Annotated in this window: 17 protein-coding genes; 11 read left to right on the top strand and 6 right to left on the bottom strand. The window is 71.5% G+C overall.

Annotation, left to right across the window (positions count from 1 at the left end; genetic code table 11):
* The first annotated feature begins 33 nt into the window (after positions 1–33).
* On the top strand, positions 34–411 hold the full coding sequence (locus J8N05_RS04900; protein ID WP_210881246.1) for a metal-sensitive transcriptional regulator: 378 nt from the start codon (positions 34–36) through the stop codon (positions 409–411).
* A 203-nt stretch (positions 412–614) separates the two neighbouring features.
* On the opposite strand, the gene J8N05_RS04895 is transcribed toward J8N05_RS04900, so the two are convergent.
* Positions 615–809 (bottom strand): hypothetical protein, encoded by a 195-nt coding sequence (locus tag J8N05_RS04895; protein ID WP_210881245.1) that lies wholly within the window; start codon positions 807–809, stop codon positions 615–617.
* A 100-nt stretch (positions 810–909) separates the two neighbouring features.
* Positions 910–1,749, bottom strand: a complete 840-nt coding sequence (locus tag J8N05_RS04890; RefSeq protein ID WP_210881244.1) for a hypothetical protein — start codon at positions 1,747–1,749, stop codon at positions 910–912.
* A gap of 92 nt (positions 1,750–1,841) precedes the next feature.
* Between J8N05_RS04890 and J8N05_RS47220 the strand changes: the two genes are divergently transcribed.
* The gene (locus J8N05_RS47220; protein WP_247706154.1) at positions 1,842–2,045 is read left to right on the top strand and encodes a hypothetical protein; all 204 of its coding nucleotides are present in this window, start codon (positions 1,842–1,844) and stop codon (positions 2,043–2,045) included.
* 230 nt (positions 2,046–2,275) lie between these two features.
* Here J8N05_RS47220 and J8N05_RS04885 read toward each other — a convergent pair whose 3' ends face one another.
* From J8N05_RS04885 to J8N05_RS04875, 3 genes are all read right to left on the bottom strand, one after another.
* The gene (locus tag J8N05_RS04885; protein ID WP_247706153.1) at positions 2,276–2,689 is read right to left on the bottom strand and encodes an NUDIX hydrolase; all 414 of its coding nucleotides are present in this window, start codon (positions 2,687–2,689) and stop codon (positions 2,276–2,278) included.
* A gap of 69 nt (positions 2,690–2,758) precedes the next feature.
* A complete protein-coding gene (locus J8N05_RS04880) occupies positions 2,759–3,832 on the bottom strand; it encodes a CHAD domain-containing protein (protein WP_210881242.1) in 1,074 nt (357 codons plus the stop codon).
* Positions 3,813–6,044, bottom strand: a complete 2,232-nt coding sequence (locus J8N05_RS04875; RefSeq protein WP_210881241.1) for an RNA degradosome polyphosphate kinase — start codon at positions 6,042–6,044, stop codon at positions 3,813–3,815. Before J8N05_RS04875 ends, J8N05_RS04880 begins: the two co-directional genes overlap by 20 nt.
* Positions 6,045–6,605: 561 nt before the next feature.
* On the opposite strand from J8N05_RS04875, the gene J8N05_RS04870 reads away from it, so the two are divergent.
* From J8N05_RS04870 to J8N05_RS04845, 6 genes are all read left to right on the top strand, one after another.
* Positions 6,606–7,148 (top strand): RNA polymerase sigma factor, encoded by a 543-nt coding sequence (locus tag J8N05_RS04870; RefSeq protein WP_189771615.1) that lies wholly within the window; start codon positions 6,606–6,608, stop codon positions 7,146–7,148.
* Positions 7,145–8,056 (top strand): cupin domain-containing protein, encoded by a 912-nt coding sequence (locus J8N05_RS04865; RefSeq protein WP_210881240.1) that lies wholly within the window; start codon positions 7,145–7,147, stop codon positions 8,054–8,056. The genes J8N05_RS04870 and J8N05_RS04865 overlap by 4 nt, the downstream gene beginning before the upstream one ends.
* Positions 8,056–8,226, top strand: coding sequence for a hypothetical protein (locus tag J8N05_RS04860; protein ID WP_210881239.1), 171 nt, complete (start codon positions 8,056–8,058; stop codon positions 8,224–8,226). Before J8N05_RS04865 ends, J8N05_RS04860 begins: the two co-directional genes overlap by 1 nt.
* Positions 8,227–8,295: 69 nt before the next feature.
* Entirely contained in the window at positions 8,296–9,210 is a 915-nt protein-coding gene (locus tag J8N05_RS04855; RefSeq protein WP_210881238.1) for an ABC transporter ATP-binding protein, read from the top strand.
* Positions 9,207–10,736: an ABC transporter permease gene (locus tag J8N05_RS04850; RefSeq protein WP_210881237.1), complete on the top strand. Its 1,530-nt coding sequence runs from the start codon at positions 9,207–9,209 to the stop codon at positions 10,734–10,736. Before J8N05_RS04855 ends, J8N05_RS04850 begins: the two co-directional genes overlap by 4 nt.
* A gap of 5 nt (positions 10,737–10,741) precedes the next feature.
* Positions 10,742–11,404: an ABC transporter gene (locus tag J8N05_RS04845; protein WP_247706152.1), complete on the top strand. Its 663-nt coding sequence runs from the start codon at positions 10,742–10,744 to the stop codon at positions 11,402–11,404.
* Positions 11,405–11,492: 88 nt separating this feature from the next.
* Here J8N05_RS04845 and mshD read toward each other — a convergent pair whose 3' ends face one another.
* Positions 11,493–12,455, bottom strand: a complete 963-nt coding sequence (mshD, locus tag J8N05_RS04840) for a mycothiol synthase (protein WP_210881235.1) — start codon at positions 12,453–12,455, stop codon at positions 11,493–11,495.
* Positions 12,456–12,759: 304 nt separating this feature from the next.
* Between mshD and J8N05_RS04835 the strand changes: the two genes are divergently transcribed.
* The 3 genes from J8N05_RS04835 to J8N05_RS47885 all read left to right on the top strand — a co-directional run bounded on the left by J8N05_RS04835 (position 12,760) and on the right by J8N05_RS47885 (position 16,378).
* Positions 12,760–14,598, top strand: a complete 1,839-nt coding sequence (locus J8N05_RS04835; protein WP_210881234.1) for a bifunctional metallophosphatase/5'-nucleotidase — start codon at positions 12,760–12,762, stop codon at positions 14,596–14,598.
* 101 nt (positions 14,599–14,699) lie between these two features.
* Positions 14,700–16,013 (top strand): LmeA family phospholipid-binding protein, encoded by a 1,314-nt coding sequence (locus tag J8N05_RS04830; RefSeq protein WP_210881233.1) that lies wholly within the window; start codon positions 14,700–14,702, stop codon positions 16,011–16,013.
* Between the two features lie 230 nt (positions 16,014–16,243).
* The gene (locus tag J8N05_RS47885) at positions 16,244–16,378 is read left to right on the top strand and encodes a hypothetical protein (RefSeq protein ID WP_282108143.1); all 135 of its coding nucleotides are present in this window, start codon (positions 16,244–16,246) and stop codon (positions 16,376–16,378) included.
* The last annotated feature ends 75 nt before the right edge of the window (positions 16,379–16,453 follow it).

The following is a 16,453-nucleotide window of genomic DNA, read 5'->3' as shown; positions in this document are numbered from 1 at the left end:
CCCGGTAGGGGTATCAGTCAGCAGGAGGACGCGATGACGACCACCGAGGCCGGCGCCACGGCGCCCTCCGGGGAGACCGGTGCGGCGGAGGCCGGTGCCGCGGAGATCGTGACCGACCACGATCGCGGGATCCACGGCTACCACAAGCAGAAGGACGAGCACCTCAAGCGGCTGCGGCGGATCGAGGGGCAGGTGCGGGGGCTCCAGCGGATGGTCGACGAGGACGTCTACTGCATCGACATACTCACGCAGGTCTCCGCCTCCACGAAGGCGTTGCAGTCGTTCGCGCTGCAGCTTCTTGAGGAGCATCTGCGGCACTGTGTCGCTGACGCGGCGGTCAAGGGGGGCGCGGAGATCGACGCGAAGGTGGAGGAGGCTACGAAGGCGATCGCTCGGCTGTTGCGTACGTGATCCCTGGCCGGGCGGGGGGCCGGAAATGATGCGTTGGGCTTCGCGGGCCTGATGTTGAAGGCCGCGCCGTTCGCCGTGCCCTCAAGACGAAAAGACTGCGCCGTTCCCCGCGCCCCTGGGGTGGATCGGCCGTGGGGATCCGCGAGTGCGTCGTGGCTGCTCGCGCCGTTCCCCGCGCCCCTGAAGGGGCGCTCTGAGCGGGGTCAGTTGGAGGGGTCTTCTGAGCGTTGGTGGGGGAAGCGTTCTTCGGCCACCTTCAGGACCTCGTCGATCTGGTCCGGGCTGAGACGGTCCTCCCGGGCGGCCGAAGCCGCGATGATCAGGTCGCCGCACAGCTCGATCTCGGCCAGGGCCACGTGGTCCTGAACTGCCGTACCGCGCGCCGGAGCCACGTGCATCACCTCTTCCTGCCGTTACCGACTTCCTAGAGTAGGGAGCGGTCCACGGACAGCGCATGGCACCAACGGACCATTTCCGGCCCCGCACACCACCCTTCCCTCACTCGGCGATCCGTCCGGCGTAGATGTCCTTCGTCTTCGGCAGACGTACGTCGACGGGGGCCCCGAAGTCGTACAGCAGCGTCGTGGAGGACACCGCCACCGTGTCCTTCTGCTGCCCGTTCACGAAGCTGAACCGGTGGCGGACCTTGCGGATGCGCCCCTGGTCGTCGAGGTACACGTCGAAGGGGACCGTCGCCGTGGCGAAGCCCTTCGCCGCCGCCCGCAGCGCCTCCCGGTTGCCCGCCGAGGCATCGCGCGCGGCCACCGTGAGGTCGGCGGTGCCCCGGTAGTGCCGTACGGCCGCGCCCGCCACCGACGTGCGGCCCATGTACGTCGCCGTGCGCGCGCCCCGCAGCAGTTCCGCGGCGGCGAACGGGTCGGTCGCACCGCCCGTGACCAGGTTCCCGTCGGAGAGCGTGGCCGTGTCGACGCGTACCCACTTGTCGGTGGGCACGCCCGCGCCGCGGTTCTTCATGTAGAGCGCGCCCGGTGCGAGCAGCTCGGTGATGGGGCGGTGGCCCTCGGCGCCGGCCGGGTCCTGCGGGAGGAGTACCTTCAGCCGGCCCACCTGGTCCGCGAAGTCGTAGACACCCTCGCCGCGGATGGTCACGCGGGTGCCGCCGGTCGCCATCTCCATGGACGTACGCGCCTTGGACGTACCGGCGTGGACCAGGTGTCCGGCCGCTCCGTGGAGCACCTCGACGGGGTCCTCGGCGGTCCGGGCGTCGTCGGAGGCGGGCCCGCCGCCCGCGCATCCGGTGGCGCAGAGCAGTAGCCCCGTCGCCGCGGCGGCCAGGGCGACCGCTCCGTCCGCTCGTTTTCGCTGCCGCTCCACCATCGCCTGCTACCCCCAGCCGGGACGTCCTTGGGCGGGCCTCGTGTCGTTCCGCTTAACGACCGGTGAGGGGTGTTGTCACGCGGGCGCCGCGCATGGGGAAGCGTTTACCCGGCATCGGTACGGTGGGACGCGTGGCGCAGCAGGAAGAGATCACTCCCCTGGAACACCGGACGACGACGGTCGAGCAAGGCCCTTTCTGCCTGGCTCGATGCACCTGCGGCTGGCGGGGCCCGGCAAGAAGAGCCCGAAGCCTGGCCCGCACGGACGCCCAGAACCACACGTCCGCCCCCAACTGAAACCGCCCGCTTCGTCGCTTTTAGGGGCGCGGGGAACGGTGCGATCTTGTCGCTTTCAAAGGGCGCGGGGAACGGCGCAATCTTGTCGCTTTTAAGGGGCGCGGGGAACTGCGCGACCAGCCACGACGCACCCGCAGCCGAACACGCGCCGACAGCCGCACCCCCCACCCCTACCAGCCGCACGCAGCTGCCACCTGCACGCAGCTGCCACCCGCACGCAGTGCGCAGTGCTACACGCGCCGCAGGACCGCCAGCAGCTCATCCACCAGCTCCCGGTCCCGCACCTGCGTAAGCCGCCCCCGCGCCTCCTCGGGCGAGAGCCACAGCACGCGATCCACCTCGCGGTTGGGCACGAAGGCGCCCCCCGTCTCCTCGGCGGCCCAGTAACTGACCTGCTTGGGGCGGTCGTTCGCCACGTAGTGGAGGGTCGTCAGGCGCGGCCCCGGCGCACACCGGTGCCCGGTCTCCTCCTCGACCTCGCGCAGCGCGGCGGCCAGCGTGTCCTCGCCGGACTTCAGCTTGCCCTTCGGGTGCGACCAGTCGTCGTACTTCGGCCGGTGGACCAGGCAGATCCGCAGTTCGCCGTCGGCCGGCGAGCGGCGCCACAGGACGCAGCCCGCCGCGAGCACCGGGTCTTTGTCCACGAGTACGGGGTTTCCGTCCGAGTGCACTGGGCCTCCGATCGCGCGTAGCGGTGTCCGTCGGTCACGCCGTCACGGAGTGCCGACCGTCTCCCTCATCCAGGCCCGCTGGAACGTGAACCTGGCCGCTTCCACTTCGTGCCGCTGGTCGGCGTGGAGCACCCCGAGCGCGTACGCCGTCGCCGGTGCGATCCGCGGGGTGCGGGCCGCCGAGGCCGCCGCCGCGGCCGCCTCCGCCGCGTCGCGATGCCGGTCCAGGGCCTTGCCCGCGTTCAACAGGCGGACGTCCAGGAGGACTTCGTCGCCGAACAGGACCTCGCGCGCATAGCGGTGCAGGCGCAGCAGCAGGCGCACTTGGTGCCAGGGGGCGTCCTGGGGCTGCGGGGCCGTGTCGGCGGAGAGGCCGTGGACGAGGGCCTCCGAGTTGTAGGGGTGGCCCGCGGTGACCAGGGGCAGTGCGGTGACGGCGTCGCAGAGGCGGTCCTCCGCGGCGGCGGCCAGCGGCTTGAGCCCGGCGGACGCCGTGCCGACCGTGCCGGCCGTCGAGGCCGTCGCGGTCGTCGCGGTCGTCTTCGCGGCGGCGGTCAGCGGGACCTCGCTGGCCAGGACGGCGACGTTGTCGGCGACGGCGTGGAAGCGGCTGGAGCCCAGGGCCTGGAGCGCCGCCGAGTGGGCGCGGGTGCGGGCGAGGGTCAGCTGGCGTTCCAGGAGGGCGCCCGCCTTGGCCGCGCCGACGGTCAGCTGGCCCTTCTCCTGCCGTCCTTCCGAGGTGGCCTGCGCGGGGAACGCCGCCGATCCGGACAGCCGGTGCAGTGCCGCGAGCAGCCGCTCCTGGCGGGCCCCGTACGCGTGTTCGCGGGCCAGGGTCCCCGAGAGCCAGGCCAGTTCGGGACGCATGGCCTCCGACCAGCCCTCGTCGAGCAGGGGCCGGAAGGTGTGCAGGGTGCCGCTGATGCGGCGGGCCGAGCGGCGCAGGGCGCGCGCCGCGTCCACGGCCTCCTTCGAGCCGTTCACCGCCGCCGCGCCACCGGTCTCCCGGTGCTGGCGCAGCGCGCGGAGGAATTCCGTGGCCTGGGCCCGGAGGTATGCCGCGAGGGCGTCCCCGGCCACGGGTCCGGCCGTCGGGTCAAGGTGTTGCTGTGCCACGCCGGCGCCTCCGGGCGTCTATGAGCATCTCCTGGACGTTGCGCAGGGGCTGGCCCTCGGCGTCGGTCGCGTGCCGGGTCCATTCGCCGTCGGGGCCTAGGTGCCAGGAGGAGGTGGTGTCGGACATGCCGGTCTCGAACAGCCGGTTGAGGGCCGACCGGTGGGCCGGGTCGGTGATCCTCACCAGGGCTTCGATACGCCGGTCGAGGTTGCGGTGCATCATGTCGGCGCTGCCTATCCACACCTCGGGCTCGCCGCCGTTGCCGAAGCCGAAGACCCGGGAGTGTTCGAGGAAGCGGCCGAGGACGGACCGTACGCGGATGTTCTCGGACAGGCCCGCGACTCCGGGCCGTACCGCGCAGATCCCGCGGACCCAGACGTCGACCGGTACGCCGGCCTGGGAGGCGCGGTAGAGCGAGTCGATGAGCGCCTCGTCCACCATCGAGTTGACCTTGATACGGACATGGGCGGGACGTCCGGCACGGTGGTGCTGGACCTCCTTGTTGATGCGCGCTATCAGGCCGTCGCGCAGGGATTTGGGCGCGACGAGCAGACGGCGGTAGGTCTCGCGGCGGGAGTAGCCGGAGAGCCGGTTGAAGAGGTCGGAGAGGTCCGCGCCGACCTGTGGGTCGGCGGTCAGGAGCCCAAGGTCCTCGTACAGGCGGGCGGTCTTGGGGTGGTAGTTGCCCGTGCCGACGTGGCTGTAGCGGCGCAGGGTGTCGCCCTCCTGGCGCACCACGAGCGACAGCTTGCAGTGGGTCTTGAGGCCGACGAGGCCGTAGACCACGTGGCAGCCCGACTCCTCCAGTTTGCGGGCCCACTTGATGTTGGCCTGCTCGTCGAAGCGTGCCTTGATCTCGACGAGGACGAGGACCTGCTTGCCGGCCTCGGCGGCGTCGATGAGGGCGTCCACGATGGGGGAGTCGCCCGAGGTCCGGTACAGGGTCTGCTTGATGGCCAGCACGTCCGGGTCCGCCGCCGCCTGCTCCAGGAACGCCTGGACGGAGGTGGAGAAGCTGTCGTACGGGTGGTGCAGCAGGACGTCGCGCTCGCGCAGGGCGGCGAAGATGTCGGGCGCGGACGCCGACTCGACCTCCGCGAGGTCGCGGTGGGTGCCTGCGATGAACTTCGGGAACTTCAGCTCGGGCCGGTCGAGGGCGCCGATGCCGAAGAGGCCGGTGAGGTCCAGGGGACCGGGGAGCGGATAGACCTCCGCCTCGGAGATCTTCAGCTCTCTGACCAGCAGGTCCAGTACGTACCGGTCGATGGACTCCTCGACCTCCAGGCGCACCGGCGGGCCGAAGCGGCGCCGCATGAGCTCCTTCTCCAGGGCTTGGAGGAGGTTCTCGGCGTCGTCCTCCTCGACCTCCAGGTCCTCGTTCCTGGTGAGCCGGAACGTGTGGTGCTCCAGGACCTCCATGCCCGGGAACAGCTCCTCCAGATGCGCCGCGATGACGTCCTCGATGGGGACGAAGCGGTTCGGGGAGGCCTCCAGGAAGCGGGAGAGCAGCGGCGGCACCTTCACCCGGGCGAAGTGGCGGTGCCCGGAGACCGGGTTGCGCACGACGACCGCGAGGTTCAGGGAGAGACCCGAGATGTACGGGAAGGGGTGCGCCGGGTCGACCGCGAGGGGGGTCAGGACCGGGAAGATCTGGTGGCGGAAGAGCGTGAAGAGGCGCGCCTGTTCCTTCTCGGACAGCTCGCTCCAGCGGACGAGGTGGATGCCCTCCTCCGCGAGCTGCGGTGCCACGTCCTCCTGGTAGCAGGCGGCGTGCCGGGCCATGAGTTCGCGCGAGCGGGCCCAGATCATCTCCAGTACCTCGCGGGGCTGCAGGCCGGAGGCCGAGCGGGTGGCCACGCCGGTGGCGATGCGCCGCTTCAGACCGGCCACCCGGACCATGAAGAACTCGTCCAGGTTGCTCGCGAAGATCGCCAGGAATTTCGCCCGTTCGAGGAGGGGCGTGTTCGGGTCCTCGGCGAGTTCGAGGACCCGTTCGTTGAACGCGAGCCAACTGCGCTCCCGGTCGAGGAAGCGGCCCTGCGGAAGCTGGACGCCGTCCTGCACCAGGTCCTCGTACTCGTCGAGGTCGGCGTCGAGGTCGGGCTCCAGGTCGGAGACGTTCGCCGCCACGGTGTGCGGGCGGTGCGCGGCTATGGAACCGACGGACGGCTGCGGGTGCTGGACCTGCGCCTGTGCATTGGGCTGGCTCATGAACCCATTCTTCCGCGCCGGGCCGGAAACAGGCGCGTCGGAGAGAGCGGGCGGAAGCGCCGCGAGGAGGTGCGGGCTTCCGTTCTTCCTCTTCTGGGAGGGCTCGCGCTCCGGCGGAGGCGAGGACTCGGGCGGACCGGGGTTCATTGCCCGAGGGTCGCAAGCCTGTCTGAATCACTGGTTACGGCGACATGACGTGCGGGATATCGGGGGGAGGCTCCCCGACGTCTACATGGCGGATGAATATGCCCCGCGCCACGTCGGAGGGGCCCCGCGCCAGGGGGCAGCGCCCCGTCAGGGGCGCGGGGAACTGCGCGACCGGCCACGGACCGGCCGGTACTGATCGCCCGGACGGGTGATAGCGGCCACGGCGGCGACGGCGACGCCCAGGTCGTACGTGACGGTGACGCCCAGGTCATGCGTGACGGTGACGCCCAGGTCATGCGCGACGGCGCCGCCCAGTGCCTACGCGACGGCGGCGGTTCCTAAGGTGAACGAAGGGTTCCGGAAAGTTCTCGCGGATGCGTGAACCGATTCGTGGGGCTCGTGCGATGAGGGGGTGTGAGGGAAACGAGAAGCGACGGCGATCTGCTGCGGGCCATCGCGGCGGACGGTGACCGGCGCGCCTTCGAAGAGCTGTACCGGCGGTACGCGCCATGGCTCGGAGCGAGGCTGCGCGGCCGCTGTTCCGACGCGGGGACCGTCGACGAGGTCGTGCAGGAGACGTTTCTCGCGGTCTGGCGCGGCAGTGCCCGCTACCGCGAGGAGGGCGACGTGGCCGGCTGGCTGTGGCGCATCGGCTCGCGGCGGCTCATCGACGCCCTGCGCGGCGACGGCGCCCGGGGCCGGATGCGGCAGGCGCTCGCGCGGCTGCGGCACCGAGAGGAGGTGTCGGCGGAGGAGCGCGTGCTCGCGGGGGTGGAGCACGGGGACCTCGCCGGCGCCCTGGTCCGGCTGTCGCCGGAACTGCGCTCGGTCCTGCAGGCCACGGTCATAGACGGGCTGACCACCCGCGAGGCGGCCGTGCTGCTCGGCATCCCGCCGGGGACGGTCAAGACACGGGCGCTTCGGGCCCGCAAGCAGCTGCGGGAGGAGTTGGCATGAGCGACGGCGAAACGAACGAGGTCCGCGATCCGGGCGGAACGACCTGGCACGTCGCGCAGGACGACCTCCGGGCGTATGTACGGGGCGAGCTGGCGGCCCCGATGCTCTGGTCGGCCGACACGCACCTCATGGCCTGCGCGCACTGCCGGGCGGTCCTCGCCGAGGTGAGCGACCCGGCCCCGCTGGACGCGGGATGGGAGCGGCTCGACGCCGAACTGGACGTGCCGCGACCGGGGTTCCTGGAGTCGCTGCTCGTGCGGGCCGGGGTGGCCGACCACACCGCGCGACTGCTGGCCGCGACACCGGTGCTGCGCCGGTCGTGGCTGACCGCCCTCGTCGCCGTGCTGTTCTTCACGGTGGTCGCGACCAGTTTCGCCGGGGCGCCCGACAGCCCGGCGCTGTTCCTCGCCCTCGCCCCGCTGCTGCCCCTCGCCGGGGTCGCGCTGGCGTACGGTCCGGTGCTCGACCCGACGTACGAGATGGCCGTGGTGTCGCCGATGCACGGGTTCCGGCTGCTGATGATCCGCACGGTGCCGGTGCTGGCCACCGCGCTCGCCCTGAACGGCCTGGCGACGCTCGCGCTTCCCTCGTACGGACTGCGCGCCCTGGCCTGGCTGCTGCCGGCGCTCGCGCTCACCTCGACCGGGCTCGCGCTGACGCCCCGGCTGGGTCCGGTCCTCGCGCCGGGGCTGGTCGGCGGTGCGTGGATCGCCGTGCTGCTGATCGCGCTGGGGACGAGCTCCGAGGGGACCCTCGCGCCCTACACGGTGGCGGGGCAGAGCGTCGCCGCCGCGGTCGCCGTGCTCGCCGCCGCGCTGTTCTATCTGCGCCGCGACCGCTTCGACTCGACCTCCGCGCACACACCGTTCGCGGGCTTCACGGGCTACACGGACGGGGGTGCGGCGTGATGTCGGTCGCCTGGCGCAGGCGCTTCAAGCTGGCCGGAGCCGCACTGCTGATGATCGCCTCGGTCCTCTTCGAGCTGCTCTACTTCGCCGTCCTGGTCCTCCTGTCCGTCTCCTCCGGCAAGCGGGGCTCGTCGTCCTCCTCTTCCTCCTCCGGCGGGGACGACGGATGACGGCCCTGCGCCGCCGCATCCTCCTCCTTCTGCCTTCGCTCTCTTCCACGGGATCCACTGGAGTCACGCATGTCTGACCTGTCCTCGGCACTCCCTTCGGTGCCTCCTTCGGTGCCTCCTTCGGTGCCGACGGTGTCCGCCGCCGGGCTGACCCTCCGGTACGGAGGAACGGCCGCCCTCGACGACGTGTCCGTGCGGCTCGGTGAGGGAGTCACCGGGCTGCTCGGGCCCAACGGAGCCGGAAAGACCACCCTGTTGCGGGTCCTGGCCACGGCCGTGCCCCCGGACAAGGGAGCGTTCACGGTCCTCGGCAACGACCCGGCCACCTCGGCCGGACGGCAGGAGGTGCGGCGCGCGCTCGGCTATCTGCCGCAGGCGCCCGGTTTCCACCCGGACTTCTCGGCCTTCGAGTTCGTCGACTACGTGGCGATCCTGAAGGAGCTGACGGACCGCACCGCCCGGCACCGCGAGGTGCGGCGGGTCCTGGACGCCGTCGCGCTGTCCGACGTACGGAGCAAGCGGATCAAGAAGCTCTCCGGCGGGATGCGCCAGCGGGTCGCGCTGGCCGCCGCCCTCGTCGGCGACCCCGGTTTCCTGGTCCTCGACGAGCCGACCGTCGGCCTCGACCCCGAACAGCGCATGCGGTTCCGGGAGTTGATCGCCCGGGCGGGGGAGGGGCGGACCGTCCTGCTGTCCACCCACCAGACCGAGGACGTCGCGATGCTCTGCCACCGCGTGATCGTCATGGTCCGCGGCCGGATCCGCTTCGAGGGCACCCCCGCCGAACTGACGGCACGGGCGAACGGCCGGGTGTGGAGCAGCACCGAACGCGACCCGGGCGCCTGGGCCGGCTGGCGCACGGGCACGGGCTCCTTCCGTAACGTCGGCGAGCCCCCCGAGGGCGCCGACCTTCTCGAACCGACCCTGGAGGACGGCTATCTGCTCACCCTCGACGGGGAGTCCTCGGAGGTGACGGCCGCATGAGCACCGTGCTGGAGACACCCGCGCGGACCGCCGGGCCGACGCATCCACCCCGTTCCTGGGCGGCCGTGTTCGCCGTCGCCCGCTTCGAGGCGCGCGAACTGCGCCTGAACATCGCCGTCCTCGCCCTGGCCGTCCTGTACATGGCCTGGATCGTCTGGCAGACCACGCAGCGCCAGGGCGACTTCCCGATACTCCAGAACGTCGACCGCGACACGCAGTCCATGCCGGTGCTGATCGGGCTCGTCGTCATGCTCAACGTCAACCGCGCGGCCCTGCGCTCCTTCCGACGGGACACGGACCGCCATCTGGACGTCCTGGTCGTCGAGCCCTGGCGGCGCACGGTCGCCCATGTGCTGTCCGCCGTCCCGGTGGCCCTGTTCACGGCCGTGTGCGTGGCCGTCCAGTTCACCTGGGCCGCGCTCAAGCCGGGTGCGGTCGGGCACGGTTCGCCCGCCGAACTCGCCGTCGGCCCGCTGACGGTCCTGCTGTTCGCCGCGCTGGGCGCGCTCTTCGCCCGCCGGTTCCGTTCCGTGTTCGCCGCGCCGGTGTTCCTCGTCCTCCTGCTCTTCACGCAGGTCTTCCTGGCGGCTCCGTCCGGCACCGACTGGACGAACTGGCTGGGCGTGGTCGTCACCGAGAGCGGCCCCAACCCGCTCCCCTCCGACCTGCTGGAGCGCCCCGCCGCCTGGCACGCCCTGTACCTCGTCGGGCTCGTCCTGTTCGCCGCGCTGCTCGCGGTACTGGTCAGCGGCGGCCGTTCGACGGTCGTCAAGGCGGCCGTCGCGGGAGCGCTCGCCCTCACACTGGTGGGCGTGGTCGGCCAGTCCGGCGGCACCCCGGCCGGATCGACACCGGCCCGCGAGCGGGCGTCGGTCTCCCCGGAGAAGGTCCGTGAGTGCGTCGAGCACGGGAAGTCCTCGTACTGCGCCTTCCCCGAGTGGACGGGCCGCACCGCCGACTGGGCCACCGTGGTCGACCGCGTCCAGAACCTCGCGGGCGGCAGGGCCGGCGCCGAGCGCCTGACCGTGGACCAGCGCCTCGACGCCCGCTACGGACTGACGGCCGACACCGTGATCTCCCCGTCCACCGCACCCGGCCACGTGAGCGTCGGCACCGACTGGGGCGGCAACCGCGTCCCCGAGTTCGCCGCCGCCGTCGCGTCGGTGCTGGTGGCGGGCGACGAGAAAGCGGGCACCGAGCTGTGCGACGCGCGCCTGGTGACGGTCATGTGGCTGGCACTGGGCGGCGATCCCGACCCGCTGTCCGCGCTGCGCGACGTCCGCCTCGACGACAGCGACTCGGGCTCCGCCCTCGTCCTGTCGCCCACCGAACCCTTCTCGATGAGCGCCGAACAGACCCGGATCGTCGTGGACCTGCTCAAGAAGCCGCAGTACGACGTCGCAGGCAAGGTGAAGGCCAAGTGGACGGAGCTGACCTCGCCGAAGACATCCCTGGCGCGGGTGGCGGAGATCCTGGACGTACCGGCCGCGGGCAAGGCGACGGACGGTGACGCATGCGAGGAGTGACGGTCATGACGCGCGCCCTTCTGCCGCCCGTGTGGCGGGCGCTGCCCCGGCGGGCGCTCATGGCAGCCGCCGCCGTGGGGCTGCTGCTGGCGGCCGTTCCCCGTATGCGGCAGGGTCCGCCCGACCCGTATCTCGGTCTCTACGCGCTGCGGGCCGCGGCCCTCGTCTTCGCCCTGGGCCTGGCGTTCCTGCTGGACGACCCGGCCCGGCACATCACCTCGACGGTCCCGGCCCGCCGCCCGGTGCGGGTCGCCCTGCGCGTGGCGCTGGTCGCCCCGGGCGCCGTGCTGTGCTGGACGACGGCCCTGTTCCTCGTACCGCAGGACTCCCGGCCCCCGGCCGGCGCCCTCACCCTGGAGGCGGCGGCCACGGCGGTCCTGGCCCTCGCCGCGGCGACCCTGGCCATACGCCGCACCCGGACCACGGAGCCCGGAGCGGCGATATCGACCTGGCTCCTGGCCACGGGAACCACGGCGATCCTCCTGCTCCCCCACGACTGGACCCTGTTCGTCACCCCGCAGGATCCCCGCTGGCAGCCCACCCACGACCACTGGGCTCTGCTGCTGACGGTGGCGACGGTGGTGGGGGCGAGGGCATGCGCGGAGCCGCTCCGAGCAGGACTGAGGCTGCGCCCCTTCAGGACGGCGCCCGGGAAGGGCGCCCTTTAGGGGCGCGGGGAACTGCGCGACAAGCCCCCACCGGACCGGCACTTTCCCACCGGACCTGAGGGCCCCGCCCCCATCCGGCCAGGACCCCTCAGGACTCGGTCCGATACATGAGATCCGTCTCGTGCACCACGAACCCCAACCGCTCATAAACAGCCACCGCGGCCAAGTTGTCCGCATCGACGTACAACATGGCGTCCGGCACCCCCACCCCCGCCAAGTGCCGGAGGCCAACCGCGGTGAGGGCCTTCCCCAGCCCACCCCCCTGCGCATCGGGCCGCACCCCGACGACGTACACCTCGCCCAGCCCCTCGGCCTCGTGGACCTTCGTCCAGTGGAAGCCGACCAGTTCGTCGCCGCGGAAGGCGAGGAAGAACCCGGCCGGATCGAACCACGGCTCGGCCTTGCGCGCGTCGAGGTCCCGCTGCCCGAGGGACCCCTGCTCGGGATGGTGGGCGAAGGCGGCGGCGTTCGCGGCGAGCCAGGCCGCGTCGTCCTCGCCGGGCACGAACGTCCGCACCCGCACGCCGTCAGGGAACGTCGGCTCGGGCAGGTCGAGCCCGGTCAGGGGCCGCCGCATCTGACGCAGTTCGCGGAACAGCGCGAGCCCGAGGACCTGCGCGAGATGGCGTGCGGCCGCATGTCCGCCGTGCGCCCACACCCGCAGCCGCTTGCCGGACTCGGCGAGCAGTGCGTTGCCCAGCGCCCGCCCGTGCCCGTGCCCCCGGTGCGCAGGGTGGACGACCAGTTCGGCGGCCGGCGCCTCGACGGGATCGGTGTCCTCCAACTGCGCATATCCGACGAGCACGTCGGTGCTGAGCAGCAGATGGCGGATTTCGTCCCGCGCCTCTCCGCGCAACTGGAGCCGGCCCTGTTCGGACACCGCCTGCTGTCCGTCGGTGCGGGCGGCTTCCGCGAGGAGTGCCAGCACGGCCTCGGTCTGCTCGGGGTTCAGCGCGGTGAGGACGTCGATGGAGCGGGCCGTGGGAGTACCGCCCTGGCCGAGCGAGGCCGAGAGCTTGCGGGCAGCCGGTGCGGTGTCGTCGCTGGTCATGGGTACGAGGGTACGGCGTGTCCGGTTCATGGCGAAGTGGCCCGCCAAGGCCCGCCGGGAACCAGCACGCGGCCGGTCCGCAGCCGGTCCGCGGCCGGTGCGCAGCAGATGGGCGACCGGTGCCCAGCCAGGTCGTGGCCGGTACGCGGCCGGCGCGTGGCTGGTACGCGACCTGTCCGTTTCGTGGCGAAAAACCCCTCGTGGCAACCAGTCCGTAACCCCGAACCCCCTGTCGCGCTACGCGCGTTGACTCTAGGCTGCGCCGGGACGGGGCCCACATATCAGCCGACCCACAGGGGGGCGCATGTCAGCCATACCTCAGCCGTTCCGCCCAAGACGCCGCACCGCCCGCCTCCTCGCGGGTGTCGCGGGCGTCGCCACCATCGGCGCGCTGGTCGCGGCACTTCCCGCGTCCGCGTCCGCCTCCGCGTCGGCGTCCGCGGGCGAGTCGGCGAAGAAGCACGGGCACGGACACCAGAGCCCGTCCCGCTACCAGGACGTCCAGCTGCTGTCCTTCAACGACCTGCACGGCAACCTGGAGCCGCCGTCCGGCTCCTCCGGCCGGGTCACCGAGATCCAGCCCGACGGCACCACCAAGACGATCGACTCGGGCGGTGTCGAGTACCTGGCGACGCATCTGCGCCAGGCCCGCCAGGGCAACAAGTACTCCGTCACCGCGGCGGGCGGTGACATGGTCGGCGCCTCGCCGCTGATCTCGGGTCTCTTCCACGACGAGCCCACCATCGAGGCGCTGAACAAGCTCGACCTCGATGTGACGAGCGTCGGCAACCACGAGTTCGACGAGGGCGCCAAGGAACTGGGCCGTCTGCAGAAGGGCGGCTGCCACCCCACGGACGGCTGTTACGTGGACGGCCGGAAGTTCAAGGGCGCCGACTTCCCGTACCTCGCGGCGAACGTCCTCGACGAGAAGACCAAGAAGCCGATCCTCAAGCCCTACTGGGTGTGGAAGAAGAACGGCGTGAAGATCGGCTTCATCGGGGTCACGCTGGAGGACACCCCGGGAGTCGTCTCCGCCGAGGGTGTGAAGGGCCTCAAGTTCAAGGACGAGGTCGAGACGATCAACAAGTACGCCAAGGAGCTGGAGAAGCAGGGCGTCAAGTCGGTCGTCGCGCTGATCCACGAGGGCGGGCTGCCGGCCTCGGCGTCGTACAACTACGACTGTGACTCGCCCGGTGGCGGCGACGGTATCTCCGGCCCCATCGTGGACATCGCGAAGAACGTCACGCCGAAGGTCGACGCGCTGGTCACCGGCCACACGCACGCCGCGTACGCGTGCACGATCGACGACCCGTCGGGCAAGCCCCGCACGGTCACCTCGGCGGCGTCCTTCGGGCGGCTCTACACCGACACGACGCTGACGTACGACCGCAGGACCGGCGACATCGCCCGGACCGCCGTCGCCTCCGCGAACCACGTGGTGACGCGTGACGTGGCGAAGGCCCCGGACATGACCGAGCTGATCAGCAGGTGGAACACCCTGGCGGCGCCGATCGGCAACAAGCCCATCGGGTACATCTCCGGTGACATCACCAACGTCGGCACCGAGTCCCCGATCGGCGACCTGATCGCCGACGCGCAGCTCGCGTACGGCAAGGAGCTGGACCCCGAGACCGACCTCGCGCTGATGAACCCGGGCGGTATCCGCGCGCCCCTGACCTACGCGGCCAAGGGCAGCGAGGGCGACGGCGTGGTGACGTACGCGGAGGGCTTCACGGTCCAGCCGTTCGCCAACACGGTGAATCTGCAGAGCTTCACCGGCGCCCAGCTCGTGCAGGTGCTGAAGGAGCAGGTCAGCGGTACGAACGCGGCCTCGCCGAAGGTGCTGCAGATTTCGTCGGGCCTCACCTACACGCTCGACCTCACCAAGAGCGGCGCCGACCGGGTGGTCAGCGACTCGATTCTGTTGAACGGTGCCGCGATCGACCCGGCCGCCACCTACCGCGTCGCGACGAACAGTTTCCTCGCGGGCGGCGGCGACGGCTTCACCACGCTGGGCCTCGGCACCGACGACCTGGTGGGCGACGACGACCTCGCGGCCCTGGAGAAGTACCTCCTCGCCAACTCGTCGGCGACGAACCCGCTCGCGCCGCCCGCGGCGAACCGGATCACCGTCGTCCAGTAGGCCCGGGTGTCCTGCGGGTAACGGCCGGCCGGCCGTGAGATAGATCGCGAACCGCAGGTAGGAGTTGCGGGTGGGGTTGGTACGCATGGTCGAATCGGGCGATGCGTACCCCCCACCCCATAGCGGCGCATGCCCCTCCGCATCCCCCACCCAACCTGCCCCCCAATCCGTACGAGGATCTCGCCGCCCTCGACGACGGACCTCGCGACGACGGGCCAATCGACGACGGCCCCCTGGACGACTTCCTTCGCGACGAGGAACCCGCGTTCCCCGAAGAACCGGAAGAGCCGCGGTGGGCACCCCCCGACCACCGCAAGGGTGCCGGCGGCCGGCGCCGCAGGCGTCGCGGCAGCGTCCGTGCCCGAACTCCCCTCTCCGCCCTGCCCCTTGCCGCGAAGGCCGTCATCGCGGTCCTCGTCCTCGCCGCCTTCCTCGCCCTCGGTGACCGCTGGGCGCTGCTGTACGCGGAGCGCACGGCGGCCGAGAAGGTCCGGGACCAACTGGACCTGCGGGCGGCACCCGAGGTGGAGATCGACGGCTTCCCCTTCGTCACCCAGGTCCTCGACCGGCGGCTCGACTCCGTGTCGGTTACCGTGCAGGACGTGGCGGCGGACCGGATCTCCCTGGCGAAGGTCTCGGCGACGGCCACCGGGGTCCGGCTCGACGGCGGCCCCACCTCCCTGCGCGGCGCGCGCGTCCCCTCGCTCGACGGCGAGGTGCTGCTCTCGTTCGACGACCTGAACCGTGAACTGGGCGCGTCGCAGGTCACGTTCACCGGTCATGGCGGCGACGAGGTACGGGCGCGCGGCACGCTGCCCGTCGCCGGGCACGATCTGCGGCTGCGGGCCGACGCGCGGATCCGGCGGGACGGCGAGCGCGGCATCTCCACCGAGGTCGGCGGTATGCGGCTGGACATCGGCGACCTGGCCACCTTCCGCCCCGGCACCCGTGAGTCCGAGGGCCTGCATCTGACGCGCAAGTCCGCGGACCGCCTCGCGAAGGAGAAGCGCAGGGCGAAGGAGCTGCTGTCCGTGCCGGCGATCGCCGGGCGGTTCGGCGTGCCGGACAGCGCGGTGCGGGCGGCGCTGCGTGACGACAACGACTTCGCCCGGTTCACCGGCTCCCCGAAGTTCGTCCGCGGGCTCATGAAGGTCAACCTCGTCGATCTCGCCGTGGACCACCCCGAGATCATCGAGCGGCTCGGCTTCGACCCGGCGCTCCTCGACGGCCTCTCCCGCCTCACGCGCCCGGCCCTGGTCGACCGCCTCTCCATCGGCTTCCGGCTCCCGAAGCCGCCCCAGGGCGAACTGAGACTGCGGGACGTACGCGTCCACAAGGACGGGATCAGCGTGCGGGTGACGGGCCAGGACCTCGCGGTCGGCGCTTCGGTGGACGAACGAAGTCCCGGGCGGTAAATAAATTCCGGGTGAGCGGCGTAATAAAGTCTGTGTGAATAGGGAAGTGGTTCCCGACTCCGTCTGAAAACCGTCTCAGTCGCAATTCATCGAGGTCTCAGCGGATTTGGCGATTTCCGTCTCCGTGCTCCCGTAGTGTTTTCCATGTCGAAGCCGAACAGGGCTTACGGCAAAGGGAACACCGCACAACGCACGACACAAGAGATCACCCGCACAGGAAAGAGAAATCCATGAGCTTCCACAAGGTCACCCCGGTCCGCAAGTCCCGCAAGTCCGCTCCGGCCGCCAAGAAGCAGGCCGCGAAGCCCGCGCCGAAGCGTGCCGCCAAGCAGCAGCAGCGCCGCCGCCCGGTCGGCAACAAGTAGGCGACGCCACGAGGCGGGGTCCCCGGATTCGATCCGGGGACCCCGCCTCGGCCGTTTCCCGCACCCGGGGAATGG

Origin of the sequence: Streptomyces liliiviolaceus, from assembly GCF_018070025.1 — a bacterium.
Taxonomy (GTDB): Bacteria; Actinomycetota; Actinomycetes; order Streptomycetales; family Streptomycetaceae; genus Streptomyces; species Streptomyces liliiviolaceus.
This window is presented reverse-complemented; position numbering and strand designations above follow the sequence as displayed.